This is a genomic window from Streptococcus parasanguinis, assembly GCF_023109675.1.
GTDB lineage: Bacteria > Bacillota > Bacilli > Lactobacillales > Streptococcaceae > Streptococcus > Streptococcus parasanguinis_I.
The window spans coordinates 239,733-256,853 of the sequence record NZ_JALDUR010000001.1; the positions used below are offsets into that span (position 1 = coordinate 239,733).

Sequence of the window (17,121 nt, forward strand, 5' to 3'; positions counted from 1 at the left end):
TATGAATACCAAGATACGCTCAAGAACTGCTTTTCCAAGAGTTCTTGAAGAAACTCTATATCAAGCCTACCAAGAAGGAAAACGCTCAGTCGATTTCCTTCTTTTATTTCCAGTCACAGAACAAGAGCGAGACCAAATCATCCTACAGGTTAAGTCCTATTCAGTCGTTTTAGATGCAAAATGGCGTTTTGGGACTGTTTTGTTCACTGCTTATATAAGACATTAACTAGAAAGGAGATTCGATGAAAAAACTAAAATGGTTTCTATTAGCTGGTCTCATTCCTCTTTTTCTACCGGTCCTCATTATCATTATCCTTATGGGGGCTGTCGGAGGTGGTGGAACGAATGGCTCGCCCCAATCTCAAAATGGAGTGACTTATGCGGATCACTGGTCAGATGGAGACCCTTATACTCATAACCTGCTTGTTCATCGCTTCGGTATCACAGCAGAGCAATTAGACAGCTTTTTAGATACGTTAGGAATCTCCTATGATAAGAACCGAATTAATGGGAAAAAGCTTCTCGAATGGGAAGCTAAATCTAATCTTGATGTCCGTGGAATTGTTGCGATCGCACTGAATGAAAGTTCCCTTGGAACTGCTGGAGTAGCCACTAATCCTGGAGCCAATATGTTTGGTTTTGGGGCCTATGACTCCAATCCAGAATATGCCAATAACTTTAATGATGAGATTGCTGTTGTCGGACTAACCCAACAAACTATCATTGGGAATAAAAATCAAACCTTCAAAATTCAAGATGACAAGGCTAAAAAGTTTGCGAATGGAACACTCAATCCAGCAACTGATGGTGGAGTCTATTTTACAGATACTACAGGATCGGGAAAAAGACGTGCAGAAACCATGCAAAAACTGGATGCCTTCATTGATGAACATGGAGGAACACCAAAAGCTCCTGAACAAACTACAGGAAAAACTAGAGATGGTGGTGGAATCACTTCAAATGATATACCTGTAGGCTATAGTTTGACAACAGCTATTGACACCACAGGATATATCACTAGTACCTATCCTTGGGGACAATGTACCTGGTATGTCTTCAACCGTGGAAAACAAGTCGGAGTCAACTTTGATCCATTTATGGGAAATGGCGGACAATGGATGAATAAGCCAGGATTCACAACAACCCATACACCAACAGAACACTCTGCACTATCATTTAGCCCTGGACAGGCTGGAGCTGATCCAATATACGGACACATTTCATTTGTGGAGCAAGTCAAATCAGACGGCTCAATTCTCGTCTCAGAATGTAATGTGAAAGGATTAGGGATCATTAGTTACCGTACTTTTGACGCAGAAACTGCCAAACAATTTACCTATGTTATTGGACATTAGAAAGGAATAGATATAGATGATTCAAGTTGTAGATAAAAATGATTTAATGGAATTGATTGGATATTCTGAAACACAAGCTAGTAAATTAATACGAAAGGCTAAAAGCCAGCTTGTACAAGAAGGATTTGAATGGTATAAGAATAAACGTATTGGACGTGTACCGATTATTACAGTTGAATCCATTCTTGGTTTTCAAATACAATTAAAAAATGATATAATTGAGGAGAACCTTCAAAGCGCTGTCATGACTGAAGGAGAAAAATAGCATGGCGGTAATTAAACAGGACGATGGACTGTGGCTAGTTGATATTAGTGATGGTAAAAGTTCCTTAACTGGCAAACGTATACGACACCGCAAATCTAATTTTTTAACGAAAAAAGAAGCAGAGGAATATGAGGCTTATTACCGTATCCATAAGTTAAATCAGATACAGAATACAAAAAAACTCACTATTTCTTCTCTTTATGTAATGTTAAAAGAAGAAGATGAGCTTCGTGGAAATAAAAAAGGTACAGTAGATACCCAGAACTCATACTATACCCAATATGTATCGCGATTCTTTGAATACGCTGATATGTCTTCAGTTACCATTCAAGATGTAAAAAAATATCGAGATTGGCTAATTGAACAGCCAAGTGTAAAAGGTGGGACACTTACACCAATGCATATTAACCAACAAATGATTTTTGTTCATAAGTTGTTTGATATTGCTATTTCGAAAGGATATAGACAGGATAATCCATGTGATGCCATTCGGAAACTTCCAGAAAAGCATAAAGAAATGTCTTATTATACTCCTGAACAATTCAAGGAGTTTGAATCTTATTTTGAAGAAAGTGAGTATCCTTTTAAACTTCTGTATCGTGTACTCATGTTTACGGGAATTCGTATGGGGGAGGCACTTGCCTTAACTTGGAGAGATGTTTTTCTTGACGAGGGATATATTAAGATCCGTAAGTCAGCCTATTATCGCAATGGGAAAATACATATTGGATCTGTAAAGACGACTCAATCAAATAGAGAAATCTATATCCATAAAGCTTTTGTGGATGAGTTGAAAACCTGGAAGTCAGTACAAAGTCAGAGACTGTCTAAGCTAACTGATTCAACAGATGATTTGCAGATTTTCCAATTTTCAGGGGAGCCTATGACTGCTCCGAATGTCTCTAACTTTAGAGCAGCATTCAAGAAACGATTGCCAGAAGACTTCAAATTGATTCGAAACCATGATTTTAGGCATTCACATGTAGCCTTTTTGATAAATCAGGGATTGAGGAGAGGAGAAGGAAAGGATTATATCTTTTTCACTCTGATGAAACGACTAGGACATAGTTCTATCAATACAACAATAAATATCTACTCACATTTGTTCCCATCACAACAAAAAGAAGTCGCTAACGCATTTGACGATTTTTAAAAAAATGGGCAGAAGTGGGCAGTAAAAATTAAGCAACAGGGTCTAAACCCTTGATACGAAAGGAATCTAGAAAATTTTATGATGAATATGCAAAATATGATGAAGCAAGCTCAAAAATTGCAAAAGCAAATGGAGCAAAGCCAAGCAGAATTAGCCGCAACTCAATTTGTAGGGAAATCTGCTCAAGACTTGGTTGTTGCAACTCTTACAGGTGATAAGAAGGTTGTTTCCATCGATTTCAATGCTGCAGTGGTCGACCCAGAAGATACAGAAACTCTTTCTGATATGACGGTGCAAGCCATCAATGCTGCCATTGAAGAAATTGATGCGGCAACCAAGAAAAAACTCGGTGCTTTCGCAGGGAAATTACCATTTTAAGCTAAAGAAGTTTTCATTAATTCAAAAGAGGCTGGGACAAAAGTCCTAGCCTCTTAATTGTTTTTGGATTGTTGAGCCAGACGCAGTGGTTGAGTGGGCTCTACTACGCTGATTTCTTCAGCTTTTACAGCCCTACTCAACTGTGCGGAGGTGGGACGACGAAATCGAATTCTAACGAATTACCGATTTCTGTCCCACTCTCTCTTTTTATTCATCAAAAAATCCGGATAAGTCCAAGCCTCCGAAGGGGTTGGTGGAGAAGTTCTCTTGTTCTTCAAGGAGGGTGCGGCCTTGATCAAATTCGAGGAATTGTTCGTAGACAAGAGCTGTCATGCGGGCGTCTTCTAAGCTATCGTGTGATTTTCCTGCTACCCCCAAAAATTCTGCAACGGTGTGGAGTTGGAGATTTTTAATGCCGTGGAGGTCAGATGGACGACGTTCGAAAGCCTCGTCAAAGACATCGACAGCGTACTGGTCTTCTAGATCCAAGCCATTTTCAAGTAGGATGGGTAGGTCGCTCTTTTTGGCATTGTATCCGATCAAGGGCCGGTCTCCTACAAAGGCCTTGAATTCACTGAGGACCTGCTCGAGTTGAGGGGCATTTTGGATCTTGTCCTGGGTAATGCCAGTCAAGCCGTTAATAAAGCTTTTTAGGGGCTTATCGGTGTAGACGTAGGAGTCGTAGTGATCGACTTCTTTACCGTCCGTAAAACGCACGGCAGACACCTGGATAATCTGATAGGCCCCTTCGTATTGGTTAAATTCGAGATCGAAGGCGATATAATCTTCTAATGCTTTCATGGGAAATCTCCTGTGGTAGAAAAGAAAAGGGACTGGTAGGATCCAGCCCCGGATTATCGACGGAAAACGCGTGCCCAGAAACCTTTGCTTTCTTGCTCTTGAACTTTTTCGTTGGCTTGTTCGAGTTCAAGTTTCAAGGTATCGCGGTCGTTCATTGCTTGTAAAGTCAATTGTTGTTGTTGGTCCAATTGCTTGTCTTTTTCAGCAATTTGAACGTCTTTCACGCGCAACTGTTCATCTTTCTTAGCGAGTTGCTCGTCTTTGGCTTTGAGTTGCTCGTAGAGACGGACGATTTCAGCATTTTTTTCATCTACCAAAATTTCCATCAATTCGCGTTGCTTTACATCATCGCTGACTGGCTCATCTTCAAAAATAGTTTTTTTGTAGATTTCTTCGAGCTTGATCAAGCCACTACGGGTTACAACGGTAACCCCTTTTTCATTTTTTTGGGTATCTTCTGGAGCCAGCGCCTTGACACGGTTATTGACCGCCTGGCGGCTGACTCCTAAAATTTCAGCAATTTCGCTGACAGTTTTTTCAATCGCCATAACTTCCTCTAATATCTTTTTCTATGAAATACTCTATTAGATAGTAACATAAGTAGGCTAAGCTGTCAAATGAAGCCGAGTAAGGGCAAGCCTTGAGACCACGATTAGCGGGTCTCTGTCATTTCAGGAAGATGGAGGCTGGATTGTGCTAAATCAATGGTCAGTTGGTAATCGGTTTGATCGCGCACAGTGATTTCAAAGTCCGTTGTGTAAAGGACCAGGCGAAGGGTCGCTCCTTTTTCGAGCTTGTAGATGGTTGGTTGAAGATCAAAGTCAAATTCCATCCACTCGCCTGGCGTCACAGCCTCAACCTCTAAGAGGTCATGACGATTTTGGAGGTTGAGATAACCTTTAGAAATGACTCGTTGGCCAGCTTCTTTGAAAGGCAACTCAGTCAAATTGTCTAGCATATGGTAGCGACCGTTATCCAGCGTACGGACCGACAAGACAGCAGGATAGGGTTGGAGGTATTTCTTGCTTCCAAGCTCTAAGAGTTGGGCTGAAAGCAGGCCTTTATTGGTGCTGGAGTAAAGTCGCAGGTGAAGGCGAGCTTTCCCATTGAGGTGTAGGTCTTCTTCGATTGGAAGATCAATGGTCACCTGTTGCGCCTTATCCTGGTAGAGGTCCGTTAAGAAGGTCGGATAAGCCTTGCCATAGCGCTCGTAATCTTTTGTCTCGTAGCGGTTTTGGATGACTTTTTCGTCGTCTCCCAGGGAGAAGGTCCGCTGATTTGTTTGGTTGCCAAAATCATCCAAGGAAGTCCAACTTTGTTCTCCTGTATTGTCCTGCCAGATGACAGTAGGCAATTCATAGCTTGAATCGTAGCCCAGCAATTTTTTAGAGAGGAGGGCGTTCATGCTTTCGCGGAAGTCAATGGATTGCCAGTTGTTGAGATAGACATGGGCACCATTGTGATAGAAGAGGTGTTTCTTGATGCTTGTTGGAAGAGCCTGGAACATATTAAAGACGTGAAGAGGTTTCACGTTCCAGTCTTGCGAACCATGAGTGAAGACCACCTCAGCCTTCACCTGATCAGCATGTAAGAGATAATTGCGGTCGTGCCAGAATTGATTGTAGTCTCCAGAAGCGCGGTCCAGCTCTTTTTTCACGATGTCTAGATCGGCTTGGTGGGCTGCATTATGGTGCAAATAGTCTCCACCTAGAAGGTTGCGCGAGTAGGTCAATTCGGCAAGGGAATCGAAATCTTCACCTGGATAGCCACCAGGACTTGTCACGAGGCCGTTTTCGCGGTAGTAGTTGTACCAAGAAGAGATCCCAGCCTCTGCAATGATGACTTCAAGACCGTCCACACCTGTGGTCGCAAGGCCGTTAGACATGGTTCCAAGGTAAGAGATCCCGGTGGTTGCGACCTTTCCATTAGACCAATCAGCTTTGACTTGGCGTTTGCGTGTGTGATCTGTAAAGGCCCGGCAACGGCCATTGAGCCAGTCGATAACGTTCTTGTAGGCTTCGATTTGTTGGTAATTTCCATTGGTCATCAAGCCTTGCGAATCTTTTGTCCCCACTCCAGATACGTAGAGATTAGCGTAGCCGCGTGGAAGGAGGTAGTCGTTGAGGGTATAGCTGGAATTGATATGGGTGAGAGTTTCTTCAGCTTCATCGACTAGCTCAGCTGAACCGACAGGATCCACCAATTCTAATTGAGGTACTTCTACTTGAATGGTATGAGGTTCTTTGACCTCGAGGTCGACATTCATATTGTAGAGGGCCTTGTCGCTGGCCTTATCGTTGGTCCCTTGGTGATAAGGACTTGCGGTCATAACAGCTGGAATCTTGCCTTCATAGCGAGGACGGATAATGCTGACCTTGACCAAGTCTGGCAGACCATCTTTGTCGGTATCGACCCGACTTTCCACATAGACGACCTCGCGGATGGCATCATGGCTCGTAAAGGTTGCGAGGCTCTTGCCGTTAAAATAGTGATACTGGTTATCTTCAGGAATCAAGCCATCGCTGACCAACTGATCGATGAGTAAATTTCCTTTTACTGTTCGAGTATTGAGAAGGTGATAGAGGTTTTCTACCAAGTTTCCATACTCAATCGGAAATTGGACTTCTTTCAAGAAGCTATCCGTATCTTCAAAATCAATAAAATAGCGGAAACCGAGTAATTGGAGGGCTACTGTGTAAAAAATGTTCGGAGACCATTCGCAGTCAGATTGGATATACGTTAAAAAGTCTGTTTTAGAATCCACCACTAGGTTAGAGAGGGGATAATCTGTATCTTTATAGGTGAAGTAAACCTTGCGGACAAACCATTCAAACAGTTCTTTTTCTGGGAGGTGGGTGGGAAGGTCAAACCCAATTTCTTTTAGTTCCTTAAGAATGTCTTTTTGGTCAACAGATAGATAGCTATATTGATTGTATTTCATAGACTGCTCCTTTTATCAGTTTCTTTTTTCTTTACTTCTTATATTATACTTGATAAAATAGTATTTGTCTAAAGACCTTTCGTCTATAAGGAGAAGGAATATTGAAAAAAATATCTTTTGAACAAGTTGCAAGAAGACGGACCTTATTGTTTGGGGTTCTTGCCGTCATTTTTGGGATTCTCATTTTTCGAAACGGCGTTGGTTTCACCAAATTTTCCTTGGATCTATTAGCCATTTACTTTTTAGTTGATGGACTAGGAAGCTTTCTTCTTCGCTTTTTGTTACGTAGCAAGTCTATTTCCTATAGCCACTCTATTTGGTTTATTTTTCTTTCACTTGCGTTGATCTGGTTGAATCGACTGAGTAGTCTGCCCGTAAACTTAGTTGTGATTTGTTTAGGGGCATATCAGTTGGGGAGTGCCATTGTCTATGGGATCACATTTTGGCTTTATAAGGCCAATCGGGTAAAAGGAGGCTGGCTCTATTTATGGGATGCGCTTTTAAACGGTGGGCTTGGTCTAGCAACTGTCTTGGAACCTGGTTCAGATGGGCACTTCCAATTTATCCTCTTGGGGGCTTATCTGGTCTTGTTGGGGATTTCTAATATTCGAGATGGTATTTTATTTGACAAAGACCAACAAGGCCAAGAGTTAAAACGTCGCTTTCGTATTAGCCTACCGGTTATCTTTGCAGCCTTTATCCCTGCTAAGGAGTTAAAACGGTTTAACCAGTTTCTTCAAAAAGGGAGCTCGGCGGGACACACAGGCCCTTATCGATTGGTGAAAAAAGAAGAAGAGGCAAGGGAATTAGAAATTTTGGTTCATACTTCTGACAGCAACTTATTTGGAGCGATTGGGCATGTAGATATTTGTTATCAGGGGAAGGTCATTTCTTACGGAAGTTACGATCCCTTTTCAGAGCGTCTATTTGGGACGATTGGGGATGGCGTACTGTTTAAAGTGGATAAGGAACCATACATCGAACTATGTAAAAAAGAGAGTCAAAAGACGCTGTTTGGCTACAGCCTATCCCTTACCGAAGAAGAGAATCAGGCAGTAGAGAAGCGTCTAGCTGAAATTGATCAGTTGTTAGAACCTTGGGATCCACCTAGGAGGTTACTGGAAGACGGTCAGCCGACCTACGCTTACAAATTGAAATATGATTTAGGGGCTGAGCTATATAAATTTACTTCTTCGCGTTTTAAATCTTACTTTGTTCTGTCTACTAATTGCTGCCTGTTAGCAGATTCCATTGTGGGACAGGCAGGAACGGCTGTATTAGATGTGCGTGGAGTGATTGCACCAGGGACCTATCAGGATTACTTAGAATACGAATTTGAAGCTCCAAACGGGCGGGTCCATACACGAACAGTATACTAAAAAAAGAAAGACAGATTTTTATTTTTGAAAAATCTGTCTTTTTTGCACAAGATTTCTTGTAAAAAGCCAGAAAATCTTTTACAATAAAAAGTGCTTGGAGGAAAGTATGACAGCAAATCAGATCGTAAGAGTGATCCCAGTCTTGAAAGTGAATAACCGAAATGTCAATCAACGCTTTTATGAAGAGACATTGGGAATGAAAGTATTAGTGGAAGAAGGAGCTCTCCTATCTTTAGGAGATGCCTCAAAAGTAGAGAAAATTGTCTTAGAAGAGTCACCGAGTATGCGTTCGCGTAAGGTCGAAGGTCCAAAGAAATTGGGTCGCATCGTGGTGAAAGTGGCACAAGCTCAAGAAATTGATTATTTGTTGGCCCGCCAGCCAGAAACAAGCGCCCTTTACCAAGGAGCTAATGGTCGCGCCTTTGAAGTTGTGTCTCCTCAAGGAGATACCATTTTCGTGCATGCTGAAGAAAATCTTGAAAGCCTAGAACCGTTGGAGAAAGCGCCTCTTGTTGACGTGCCAGAAGATTTCAAAGGTTTGACCAGCTTTGATGTGGACTTTCTTGAGGTCAATGTGGCCGATTTTGCTGAGGCTGAGAAGTTCTATAGCAACTTGCCAGCTTTGGCCCACTTTATCCATTTGCAGGAAGCTCAAGGAGAAGATCTCCAAGTGGAGAACAAGGTGACTTGGGATTTGAGCATGATCAAGGTCGAATTGGCATCTTTTGATGTGGAAGTCGTGAAAGAACGCTTGGGAGAAACTGTCGATTTTGTGCACCGTAAGGGAACTTTCTTGATTGCCAAGGATCCAAGCCAGATTGAACTCTGGTTTGAAGCCAATCAAGATCAGGTCCATATTTCTTATGAAGAATAAGAATGGAGTGATGAGCGTGAATGCAATCATCGAAAAAATTACCGAACAAATCCAAGAAGGCATCTATCCAGGTGCCTCTCTTGCGCTTTACCGCAAGGGTCAGTGGAGTGAGCACTATCTGGGACTAGCGGATCCTGAAAAAGGAGAGTCAGTAGTGGCTGACCTGGTCTATGATTTGGCCAGTGTCAGTAAGGTCGTCGGAGTCGCTACCATCTGTGCTTTTTTGTATGCGAAAGGGGAGCTTCCGCTCGATCGTCCCTTTAAAGAGTTTTACCCGCGTTTTGCTCATGAGAAGACGACCATCCGGGAACTCTTGACCCATACTTCTGGGCTGGATCCTTTTATCCCCAACCGGGATCAATTGGATGCGAGACAGTTGAAAACAGCTCTTGAAAATTTGCAGTTGAAAGAAGACAAGAGTTTTCATTACACCGACGTCAATTTTCTTCTGCTGGGCTTTTGGTTAGAAGACAGGTTTCACCAGCCCTTGGATCGTTTATTTGAAGAGCTGATCTTTACACCTTGGAAGATGACAGAGACACGGTTTGGACCGGTCGAAAAGGCGGTGCCAACGGTCCGTGGCCTTGCTTCTGGAAGTGTTCATGATCCCAAAGCGAGAGTATTGGGCTGTCATGCGGGAAGTGCTGGACTTTTTTCAACTGTTGCTGATCTAGAGCGCTTCTTAGAGCATTATCTGAAGGATGATTTTGCGCGTGACTTGTCTCAGAATTTTGCGCGTGAAGAGGGCAAGACCCGCGCTCTCGGATGGAATCTAGAGGGTGACTGGTTGGATCATACGGGCTATACTGGAACCTTCATCATGTACAATCGAAAGAGGCAGGAAGCTGTGATCTTTTTGTCTAACCGGACCTATGAGAAGGACGAACGGGCCCAATGGATCTTAGACCGCAACTCTTTGATGGACTTGATCAAACAAGAATGTGAAAAATAGAAATGGATGGCTGGGATGACGGATCCCGGCCTTTTCTTGTCTGTCCATAAGAAGGAGCTCTTCTGGGTGATTCATTTTTGGACTCCGTCTTAGGTTGGATTTCCTTCAAAAGCATCGCTTTTTTGGCTGATTTATATTAAAATAGTAATGACCTTAGTAGAGCGAGATGAATATGCATAAAGAGATAGGCGTCGGAAAGGCGCATAGTAAAATTATCTTAATTGGAGAGCATGCGGTGGTTTATGGTTATCCGGCTATTGCCCTGCCACTCCATCATATCGAAGTGATCTGCCAGATCATCCCGGCAGACAGTCCATGGATTTTGTTTGAAGATGACACATTGTCCATGGCGGTTTTTGCGTCTCTTGAGCACCTCGGGATTCGTGAGGCCCGGATTCGCTGTCGGATTCAGTCTATGGTACCGGAAAAACGGGGGATGGGGTCCTCTGCGGCGGTCAGTATCGCAGCTATTCGTGCAGTTTTTGACTATTATCAGAAAGAGCTGGATGATGAGACCTTAGAAATCCTGGTCAACCGAGCAGAAACTATTGCCCATATGAATCCAAGTGGGCTCGATGCCAAGACTTGTTTGAGCGATCAAGCCATTAAATTCATCCGGAATATCGGCTTTTACCCACTGGAGCTGGGTATAAAAGCGAGCTTGGTGATTGCGGATACGGGAATTCACGGCAATACCCGTGAGGCGATTCAAAAGGTGGAAGCCAAAGGGCAGGAAGTTTTATCCCATTTCCATGAGATTGGTCAGTTGACCCAGCAGGTGGAAGAGGCTCTAAAAATGAATGATCTAATGAGCCTAGGACAGGCTCTGACTACTTGTCATGACCACTTGAGAGCCGTAGGGGTCAGCTGTGAAAAAGCAGACCACCTGGTCGCCGTTGCCCTTGAAAATGGGGCCTTAGGTGCTAAAATGAGCGGAGGCGGCCTTGGAGGCTGTGTGATTGCCCTCGTCAAGGATTCTCGTGAAGCAGCAACCATTGCCCATGCATTAGAAAAAGAAGGAGCGCACTATACATGGATCGAAAACCTGTAAAGGCTAAGTCCTATGCCAATATCGCGATTATCAAATACTGGGGAAAAGAAGATGCCAAACAGATGGTCCCTTCGACCAGTTCGATTTCGTTGACCTTAGAGAATATGTATACAGAGACGAGTCTCTCTCCCTTACCAGCAGATGCGACTGCGCATGAATTTTACATCGATGGGGAATTCCAAAATCCAGCTGAGCAAGCCAAAATTGGAGCTGTGATTGATAGCTTGAAGCCAGCAGATGAAGCAGGATTTGTTCGGGTGGATACCAGCAACAACATGCCAACTGCAGCCGGTTTGTCCTCTAGCTCAAGCGGCCTCTCTGCTCTCGTCAAGGCTTGCAATCAGTACTATGATTTGGGCTTGAGTCAGGAGGAATTAGCTCAAAAAGCCAAGTTTGCTTCGGGTTCTTCTTCACGTTCTTTCTTTGGACCCTTAGCAGCTTGGGACAAAGAAAGTGGAGAAATTTATAAGGTCAAAACAGACCTAAAACTGGCTATGATCATGCTGGTCCTCAATGACAAGCAAAAGCCCGTTTCCAGCCGGGAAGGGATGAAACGTTGCATGGAGACCTCGACTAATTTCAAAGAATGGATCGAAGAGTCTCGACAAGATTACAAGGACATGCTGGACTATCTAGCTGGCAATGATTTTGAACGGGTCGGTCAGCTGACAGAGCGCAATGCCCTTGCTATGCATGCGACGACTAGAACAGCCACTCCAGCCTTTAGCTACTTGACAGAAGAAAGCCACAAAGCTATGGAATTTGTCCGTGAGCTTCGAGCTGCAGGCCATGCTTGTTACTTCACCATGGATGCAGGGCCAAACGTTAAGGTTCTCTGTTTAGAAGAAGACTTGGATCAGCTGGTGCCTTTATTTGACGCCCGCTATCGGACCATCGTATCTAAGACAAAGGACCCTCAAGATGAAGACTAAGTATCAGGTACAGACTGGAGGCAAGCTCTATCTAGCTGGAGAATACGCAGTGCTAACGCCTGGCTATGGAGCCGTGATTCAGTTTATTCCCATTTATCTGTCAGCTACTATCCAAGAATCTAGAAGCTATCAGCTAGCCTCAGATCTCTTTGGTTACCAGGTGGATTTGACCCCAAATAAGGACTACGCCTTGATTCAAGAGACCATTCGGCTCATGGAAGAGTGGCTGAAAGATCAGGGAATAGCCCCTAAACCGTTTGATCTTCACCTTAGAGGGACGTTGGGCGAAGAGGGGAAAAAGTATGGGATTGGTTCCAGCGGAAGTGTGGTCTTGCTCGTGATCAAGGCCATGGCTGCTCTGTATGAACTAGACTTAAGTCCAGATCTGCTCTTTCGACTAGCAGCAGTGGTCTTGGTACAAAGAGGGGACAATGGTTCCATGGGCGATTTGGCTTGTATTGCCTACGAGGACTTGATTTATTACCAATCCTTTGATCGGGCTTGGTTGCATGAAGTCTTGACTTCCCAGCCCCTCTCACAAGTTTTAGACCTGGATTGGAACTACCAGATCCGAGTGATCCAGCCAGCCGTCTCTTATGATTTTCTGGTTGGTTGGACCAAGGAACCAGCGATTTCAAGTGATTTGATCCGCCAGATCAAGGGGGCGATCAAGGAAGCCTTTCTCAAGGAGAGTCAAACTGCAGTGAAGATTCTTGAAAAAGGCCTCCGTGAAGGAAACCAAAGGGTGATAGAGGCCAGTATCCAACGTGCAGATCAGAACCTAAAATCCTTAAACCATCTGATCTATACCCCGGCTTTAAAAGTCCTGCAGCAAGCGACGGAGGGCCTTTCTGCTTGTGCCAAATCTAGTGGCGCTGGAGGAGGAGACTGTGGAATCGCCCTTAGTTTTGACCCAGTTGAGACTCAGACCTTGATAGACCGCTGGAAGGAAAAGAATATTGAAGTCATTTACCAAGAAAGGATGGGAGATTCGTGAGCGAAAATCGAAAAGACCAGCATATTCGCTATGCCTTGGAGCAAAGCTCCTCCTATAATAGCTTTGATGAGATCGAGCTGATTCACCGATCCCTCCCCCTTGTGGATCTAGCGGAGATTGATTTGACAACCCATTTCGCAGGGCGTGATTGGGAGGTCCCTTTTTATATCAATGCCATGACAGGTGGGAGTAAACGAGCTAAAGAGATCAATCAAAAGTTGGCAGCGGTAGCCGAAGCCTGTGGGATTCTCTTTGTGACTGGCTCTTACAGCGCGGCACTGAAGGATCCGAGCGATCAATCGTATGCGGTCAAAAAAGACCATCCTCATCTTCTTTTAGCAACCAACATTGGCATCGATAAAGAGCCAGATTTGGGCTTGCGAACAGTGGAAGAGCTACACCCCCTCTTTCTTCAAGTCCATGTGAATCTGATGCAAGAGTTGCTCATGCCTGAAGGGGAGCGGAGTTTCCACACTTGGAAAGACCATCTCAAGAGCTATGGGCAGGGCTTTCCTGTGCCTGTAGTCCTGAAGGAAGTTGGCTTTGGTATGGATCCCAAAACAGTTCAGGCAGCGCTAGAAGCTGGGATCAAAACCGTTGATATTTCTGGCCGTGGTGGCACTAGCTTTGCCTATATTGAGAATCGTCGTGGTGGCAATCGCGCTTATCTGGATGATTGGGGACAATCAACTGCGCAGTGTCTCTTACAGTTACAGGATCAGATAGATCAGGTTGAGGTCCTAGCAAGTGGGGGCATTCGTCATCCCCTTGATATGGTCAAGGCCTTGGTCCTTGGAGCACGTGGCGTAGGACTTTCCCGCGTTTTTCTTGAGATGGTAGAGACAAAGAGCATCGAAGAAGTGATTGCTATTGTCCAAGGATGGAAAGAAGACCTTAAATTACTCCTTTGTGCGCTCGGTTGTCAGAACCTGAAAGAGCTCAGAGAAGTCGACTATCTCCTCTATGGAAAATTATGGCAAGCTCAGCAACAGAGAAAATGAAGAAAAATCATTTTAGTAACTTTCCTTAGGTGAGTACGGAGGTTAGGTGAAATTATCCAGTGGATGATTTCAGCAATCCAGGAAGTTCCATGACTAATTAAGATACAAAGGGCATCTACGGATAAAGTCAAAATAGGAAGTTTAACGCAGAATCTTTCGATTCTAGGAGAACTTATCTTTTTGACACAATCCGTAGCCCGTGTTCAATTAGTTTTGAACCTAAGGTTTCAAAACTCCCGAGTGCCTGAAACAAAAACGTTTCAGGCACTTTTCTCACAGCGGAAAGTTTCAGTATTTTTGAATCGATTTAAAAATTGGAATGCATTTTTATTTCTTTGCAGAATCGCTTAACTTATTTTACTTTAAAATAGTTTATCTATATTCTAATGATTGACTTTTTAAAGCCAATCCTTTCTTTTTTGAAAAAGTGTTTCCCCTCAAAAATTCTGATAATTTACGAATCGTTTACGGTTGCTGGAAACGCTTGCAAAACAGGATCGTAAAAGAGTATACTAAATAAGGAAAAACATTTTTAAAAAGGAGTTTAGGATGAAGAAGCACTATTTTCGCTCAGCTGTAGCAGCCTTGCTTCCGCTTTTGTTGATTGCTCAACCTGTTGAGGCTTGTACGGGGTTCATCATTGGGAAGAAACTGACGGCCGACGGCTCGACCTTGGTAGGGCGTACCGAAGATTTAGAGCCCAACCATAATAAAAATTTTGTGGTCAGAGAGCGTGTCTACAATAAAAAAGGTGCCATCTTTGAGGATGCCGCCAACGGTTTTCAATATCCCTTGCCAGAGATTAGCTATAAGTATACAGCAGTCCCAGATGTCACCCCAGATCAGGGAATTTTTGACGAAGCAGGATTCAATGAATATGGGGTTTCCATTTCTGCGACTGTATCTGCTTCAGCAAATGACAAGATCCAAAAAGTGGATCCCTATGTCAAGGATGGTTTGGCAGAATCCGGCTTAACCAGCATTGTTCTCCCAAGTGTGAAAACCGCAAGAGAAGGGGTTGAACTCATTGCTAAAATCGTCGAAGAAAAAGGCGCTGCAGAAGGAAATATTGTGACCATTGCCGATAAAGAAGGTGTCTGGTATATGGAAATCCTATCCGGTCACCAATATGCGGCCATTCTCTTCCCAGAAGATCGCTTTGCAGTCTTTCCAAATACTTTCTTCTTAGGCCATGTTGATTTATCGGATACAGAGCGTACGATTGCCTCAAAAGATCTTGAAAAAGTCGCCAAAGAAGCCAATAGCTATAAGGAAGTGGATGGAAAATTCCATGTTTCTCAATCCTATAATCCGCCTTTGCAAGAAGCGGATCGTTCGCGGGTTTGGTCGGGGATCAAATCTCTAGACCCAAGCTCTCCTGTTAAATATGATGATGCGTCCTTTGACCTTCTTCATACAACCGATCGGAAATTAACTCTCCGCGATGCCATGAATCTCCAACGCAATCGTTTGGAAGGAACCAAATACAAACCACAGGATCAAATGGAGCTGGATGGAAAAGGCATCCCGAAAAAAGGAGAGTTTGATGCCGTTTATAAATACCCCATCTCCAATCCAAATGTCATGGAGGCCCATATTTTCCAACTGAAAGACGAGGTCCCAGCAAGTGCGGGTGGAGGCACCATGTGGCTGTCGATGGGCAGTCCGCGGAATGCTCCTTACCTACCGTACTATGGCAATATTCTCAACACCTATCAAGCCTACCAAGAATTAGGGGATCATTACAATGACCGCTCCTGGTATTGGACCATTTCAAGAATCAATGACCTTGTAGCCAAGTATCCTGATTTATTCGAAGATGGGGCGATTCGTACTGAAATGGAACGATTGGAATCTCAGTGGATGGTTGAACAAGATCTGAGTGATCAGGAACAAATTGCCCTTGCTTCTCAGCCTGAAGAAGCGAGTAAGAAGGCAACAGAGGAAGGAATAGCGAGAGCTGAGAAAACCTTTGAACGCTTGCAAGCAATTAGAAAAGAAGCAGAACAAAAGGTAGCAGATGAACACGGAAAAAGTGCTCTGCAAGATCTAGATGACGAAGAAGATGCTGCTTATGAAGAGAAAATTGATCTCGTTGATTTTGACTATGATTACATTTTAGCAGCAGGCTTGTTCGGAGCAACCCTTCTAGCAATTGTGATCTACCTAATTCGCTCAAAGAAACAAAAGGAAGGAAAACAAGATGACTAAAATTCAAAGAGCCTCGATCTATCTCTTTCTACTATTTGCAGGAATTGGCTTGGAGTTTGAACTCGGTCATCTTTCTCAACAAGAATTTAGCCAGTCTGCAGGCAGAGACTTGGTCTTGAACTTGTCTGTTTTAGCTGCTATTATTATCCCACTCTATCTCTTTTCAAAACGATTGGCCAAGCAGTTGTCTGTCCCAACCTATCTCTTATGGATTGCTATGTTTGGGGGTGCCTTCGTAGCAGGCTGGTTGAGCTTTTCAGGTAATAGCTTGATCGATATTATGAATAGCCATGTGATCAAGGATGCCACTGTCTTTAACAAGTGGACCGATGCCTTGACAGCCCCATTCTCAGAGGAATTCTTTAAGGCTCTAGTTGCCTTTTGGGTTGTCTTGATGGTTGGCAAAAAAGATCTAAAATCGATTCTAATTGCCGGCTTGGGCTCTGGCTTTGGTTATCAAATCATTGAGGACTTAGGGTACGTTGCCCGCCAAACAAAAACGAGCCAATTAGCCGCCGTTACTGAGGCCATTAATCGTATTTCTGGTGGGTTAGCTTCACACGCCCTCTATACAGCGGTTGTATCCGTTGGTGTCTTCCTCTTGTTGTCTCAAGTGACCCAGCAAAAGGAAAAACTCTTTGGACTCTGGTGTGTTGTCTCGACAGTAGCCAATCACTTCTTATGGAATTCTCCGTTTTATGAAACAGACCATCGGATTAATCTTCTCGTCGGACTGCTCTTTGCCGTCCAAGTAGGGACCTTTATCGAAGTGGTGCTCTATACCAAGAAAGAGCCCGATTTGCCATTTTTAAAACAATAAGGCAAATTTTT

The 17,121-nt window shown here is 43.7% G+C and carries 17 protein-coding genes; 14 read left to right on the forward strand and 3 right to left on the reverse strand.

The window, feature by feature from the left end:
• The first annotated feature begins 1 nt into the window (after position 1).
• The 5 genes from M1G14_RS01120 (at position 2) to M1G14_RS01140 (ending at position 3,151) form a co-directional block, all read left to right on the forward strand.
• The gene (locus M1G14_RS01120) at positions 2-226 is read left to right on the forward strand and encodes a hypothetical protein (RefSeq protein WP_045759891.1); all 225 of its coding nucleotides are present in this window, start codon (positions 2-4) and stop codon (positions 224-226) included.
• Positions 227-242: 16 nt separating this feature from the next.
• A complete protein-coding gene (locus tag M1G14_RS01125) occupies positions 243-1,355 on the forward strand; it encodes a CHAP domain-containing protein (protein ID WP_247926146.1) in 1,113 nt (370 codons plus the stop codon).
• A 16-nt stretch (positions 1,356-1,371) separates the two neighbouring features.
• Positions 1,372-1,620, forward strand: coding sequence for a DUF3173 family protein (locus tag M1G14_RS01130; protein ID WP_021153905.1), 249 nt, complete (start codon positions 1,372-1,374; stop codon positions 1,618-1,620).
• Between the two features lies 1 nt (position 1,621).
• Positions 1,622-2,773 carry a site-specific integrase gene (locus tag M1G14_RS01135; RefSeq protein WP_247926147.1) on the forward strand — a complete coding sequence of 384 codons (1,152 nt, stop codon included), beginning with the start codon at positions 1,622-1,624 and terminating at the stop codon, positions 2,771-2,773.
• 78 nt (positions 2,774-2,851) lie between these two features.
• Positions 2,852-3,151 (forward strand): YbaB/EbfC family nucleoid-associated protein, encoded by a 300-nt coding sequence (locus tag M1G14_RS01140; RefSeq protein WP_003005613.1) that lies wholly within the window; start codon positions 2,852-2,854, stop codon positions 3,149-3,151.
• Between the two features lie 207 nt (positions 3,152-3,358).
• Here M1G14_RS01140 and M1G14_RS01145 read toward each other — a convergent pair whose 3' ends face one another.
• From M1G14_RS01145 to M1G14_RS01155, 3 genes are all read right to left on the reverse strand, one after another.
• Positions 3,359-3,952 (reverse strand): 3'-5' exonuclease, encoded by a 594-nt coding sequence (locus tag M1G14_RS01145; protein ID WP_013904187.1) that lies wholly within the window; start codon positions 3,950-3,952, stop codon positions 3,359-3,361.
• Between the two features lie 53 nt (positions 3,953-4,005).
• A complete protein-coding gene (locus M1G14_RS01150) occupies positions 4,006-4,500 on the reverse strand; it encodes a DUF536 domain-containing protein (RefSeq protein WP_003008835.1) in 495 nt (164 codons plus the stop codon).
• Between the two features lie 104 nt (positions 4,501-4,604).
• Positions 4,605-6,893 (reverse strand): Xaa-Pro dipeptidyl-peptidase, encoded by a 2,289-nt coding sequence (locus tag M1G14_RS01155; protein WP_049488257.1) that lies wholly within the window; start codon positions 6,891-6,893, stop codon positions 4,605-4,607.
• A 101-nt stretch (positions 6,894-6,994) separates the two neighbouring features.
• Between M1G14_RS01155 and M1G14_RS01160 the strand changes: the two genes are divergently transcribed.
• The 9 genes from M1G14_RS01160 to M1G14_RS01200 all read left to right on the forward strand — a co-directional run bounded on the left by M1G14_RS01160 (position 6,995) and on the right by M1G14_RS01200 (position 17,110).
• The gene (locus tag M1G14_RS01160; RefSeq protein WP_023919173.1) at positions 6,995-8,272 is read left to right on the forward strand and encodes an HdeD family acid-resistance protein; all 1,278 of its coding nucleotides are present in this window, start codon (positions 6,995-6,997) and stop codon (positions 8,270-8,272) included.
• A 106-nt stretch (positions 8,273-8,378) separates the two neighbouring features.
• Positions 8,379-9,146, forward strand: a complete 768-nt coding sequence (locus tag M1G14_RS01165) for a CppA N-terminal domain-containing protein (RefSeq protein ID WP_024055030.1) — start codon at positions 8,379-8,381, stop codon at positions 9,144-9,146.
• A 10-nt stretch (positions 9,147-9,156) separates the two neighbouring features.
• The gene (locus M1G14_RS01170; protein ID WP_037613944.1) at positions 9,157-10,098 is read left to right on the forward strand and encodes a serine hydrolase domain-containing protein; all 942 of its coding nucleotides are present in this window, start codon (positions 9,157-9,159) and stop codon (positions 10,096-10,098) included.
• A gap of 172 nt (positions 10,099-10,270) precedes the next feature.
• On the forward strand, positions 10,271-11,149 hold the full coding sequence (gene mvk, locus M1G14_RS01175; protein WP_247926166.1) for a mevalonate kinase: 879 nt from the start codon (positions 10,271-10,273) through the stop codon (positions 11,147-11,149).
• Positions 11,131-12,081 (forward strand): diphosphomevalonate decarboxylase, encoded by a 951-nt coding sequence (mvaD, locus tag M1G14_RS01180; RefSeq protein WP_049522756.1) that lies wholly within the window; start codon positions 11,131-11,133, stop codon positions 12,079-12,081. Before mvk ends, mvaD begins: the two co-directional genes overlap by 19 nt.
• The gene (locus tag M1G14_RS01185) at positions 12,071-13,078 is read left to right on the forward strand and encodes a phosphomevalonate kinase (protein ID WP_049522755.1); all 1,008 of its coding nucleotides are present in this window, start codon (positions 12,071-12,073) and stop codon (positions 13,076-13,078) included. The genes mvaD and M1G14_RS01185 overlap by 11 nt, the downstream gene beginning before the upstream one ends.
• On the forward strand, positions 13,075-14,079 hold the full coding sequence (gene fni, locus M1G14_RS01190) for a type 2 isopentenyl-diphosphate Delta-isomerase (protein ID WP_049522754.1): 1,005 nt from the start codon (positions 13,075-13,077) through the stop codon (positions 14,077-14,079). Before M1G14_RS01185 ends, fni begins: the two co-directional genes overlap by 4 nt.
• A gap of 549 nt (positions 14,080-14,628) precedes the next feature.
• Positions 14,629-16,290, forward strand: a complete 1,662-nt coding sequence (locus tag M1G14_RS01195; protein ID WP_049522753.1) for a C69 family dipeptidase — start codon at positions 14,629-14,631, stop codon at positions 16,288-16,290.
• Positions 16,283-17,110: a PrsW family glutamic-type intramembrane protease gene (locus M1G14_RS01200; RefSeq protein ID WP_247926148.1), complete on the forward strand. Its 828-nt coding sequence runs from the start codon at positions 16,283-16,285 to the stop codon at positions 17,108-17,110. The genes M1G14_RS01195 and M1G14_RS01200 overlap by 8 nt, the downstream gene beginning before the upstream one ends.
• Positions 17,111-17,121 lie beyond the last annotated feature (11 nt).

Excerpts from the sequence above, each read along its gene's own strand:
- M1G14_RS01135 (WP_247926147.1), top strand. The coding sequence starts at position 1,622 with ATGGCGGTAATTAAACAGGACGATGGACTGTGGCTAGTTGATATTAGT.
- M1G14_RS01165 (WP_024055030.1), top strand. The coding sequence starts at position 8,379 with ATGACAGCAAATCAGATCGTAAGAGTGATCCCAGTCTTGAAAGTGAAT.
- M1G14_RS01140 (WP_003005613.1), top strand. The coding sequence starts at position 2,852 with ATGATGAATATGCAAAATATGATGAAGCAAGCTCAAAAATTGCAAAAG.
- M1G14_RS01125 (WP_247926146.1), top strand. The coding sequence starts at position 243 with ATGAAAAAACTAAAATGGTTTCTATTAGCTGGTCTCATTCCTCTTTTT.
- mvk (WP_247926166.1), top strand. The coding sequence starts at position 10,271 with ATGCATAAAGAGATAGGCGTCGGAAAGGCGCATAGTAAAATTATCTTA.
- M1G14_RS01155 (WP_049488257.1), bottom strand. The coding sequence starts at position 6,893 with ATGAAATACAATCAATATAGCTATCTATCTGTTGACCAAAAAGACATT.
- M1G14_RS01150 (WP_003008835.1), bottom strand. The coding sequence starts at position 4,500 with ATGGCGATTGAAAAAACTGTCAGCGAAATTGCTGAAATTTTAGGAGTC.
- mvaD (WP_049522756.1), top strand. The coding sequence starts at position 11,131 with ATGGATCGAAAACCTGTAAAGGCTAAGTCCTATGCCAATATCGCGATT.
- M1G14_RS01145 (WP_013904187.1), bottom strand. The coding sequence starts at position 3,952 with ATGAAAGCATTAGAAGATTATATCGCCTTCGATCTCGAATTTAACCAA.
- M1G14_RS01185 (WP_049522755.1), top strand. The coding sequence starts at position 12,071 with ATGAAGACTAAGTATCAGGTACAGACTGGAGGCAAGCTCTATCTAGCT.
- M1G14_RS01195 (WP_049522753.1), top strand. The coding sequence starts at position 14,629 with ATGAAGAAGCACTATTTTCGCTCAGCTGTAGCAGCCTTGCTTCCGCTT.
- M1G14_RS01170 (WP_037613944.1), top strand. The coding sequence starts at position 9,157 with ATGAGCGTGAATGCAATCATCGAAAAAATTACCGAACAAATCCAAGAA.
- M1G14_RS01200 (WP_247926148.1), top strand. The coding sequence starts at position 16,283 with ATGACTAAAATTCAAAGAGCCTCGATCTATCTCTTTCTACTATTTGCA.
- M1G14_RS01130 (WP_021153905.1), top strand. The coding sequence starts at position 1,372 with ATGATTCAAGTTGTAGATAAAAATGATTTAATGGAATTGATTGGATAT.
- M1G14_RS01120 (WP_045759891.1), top strand. The coding sequence starts at position 2 with ATGAATACCAAGATACGCTCAAGAACTGCTTTTCCAAGAGTTCTTGAA.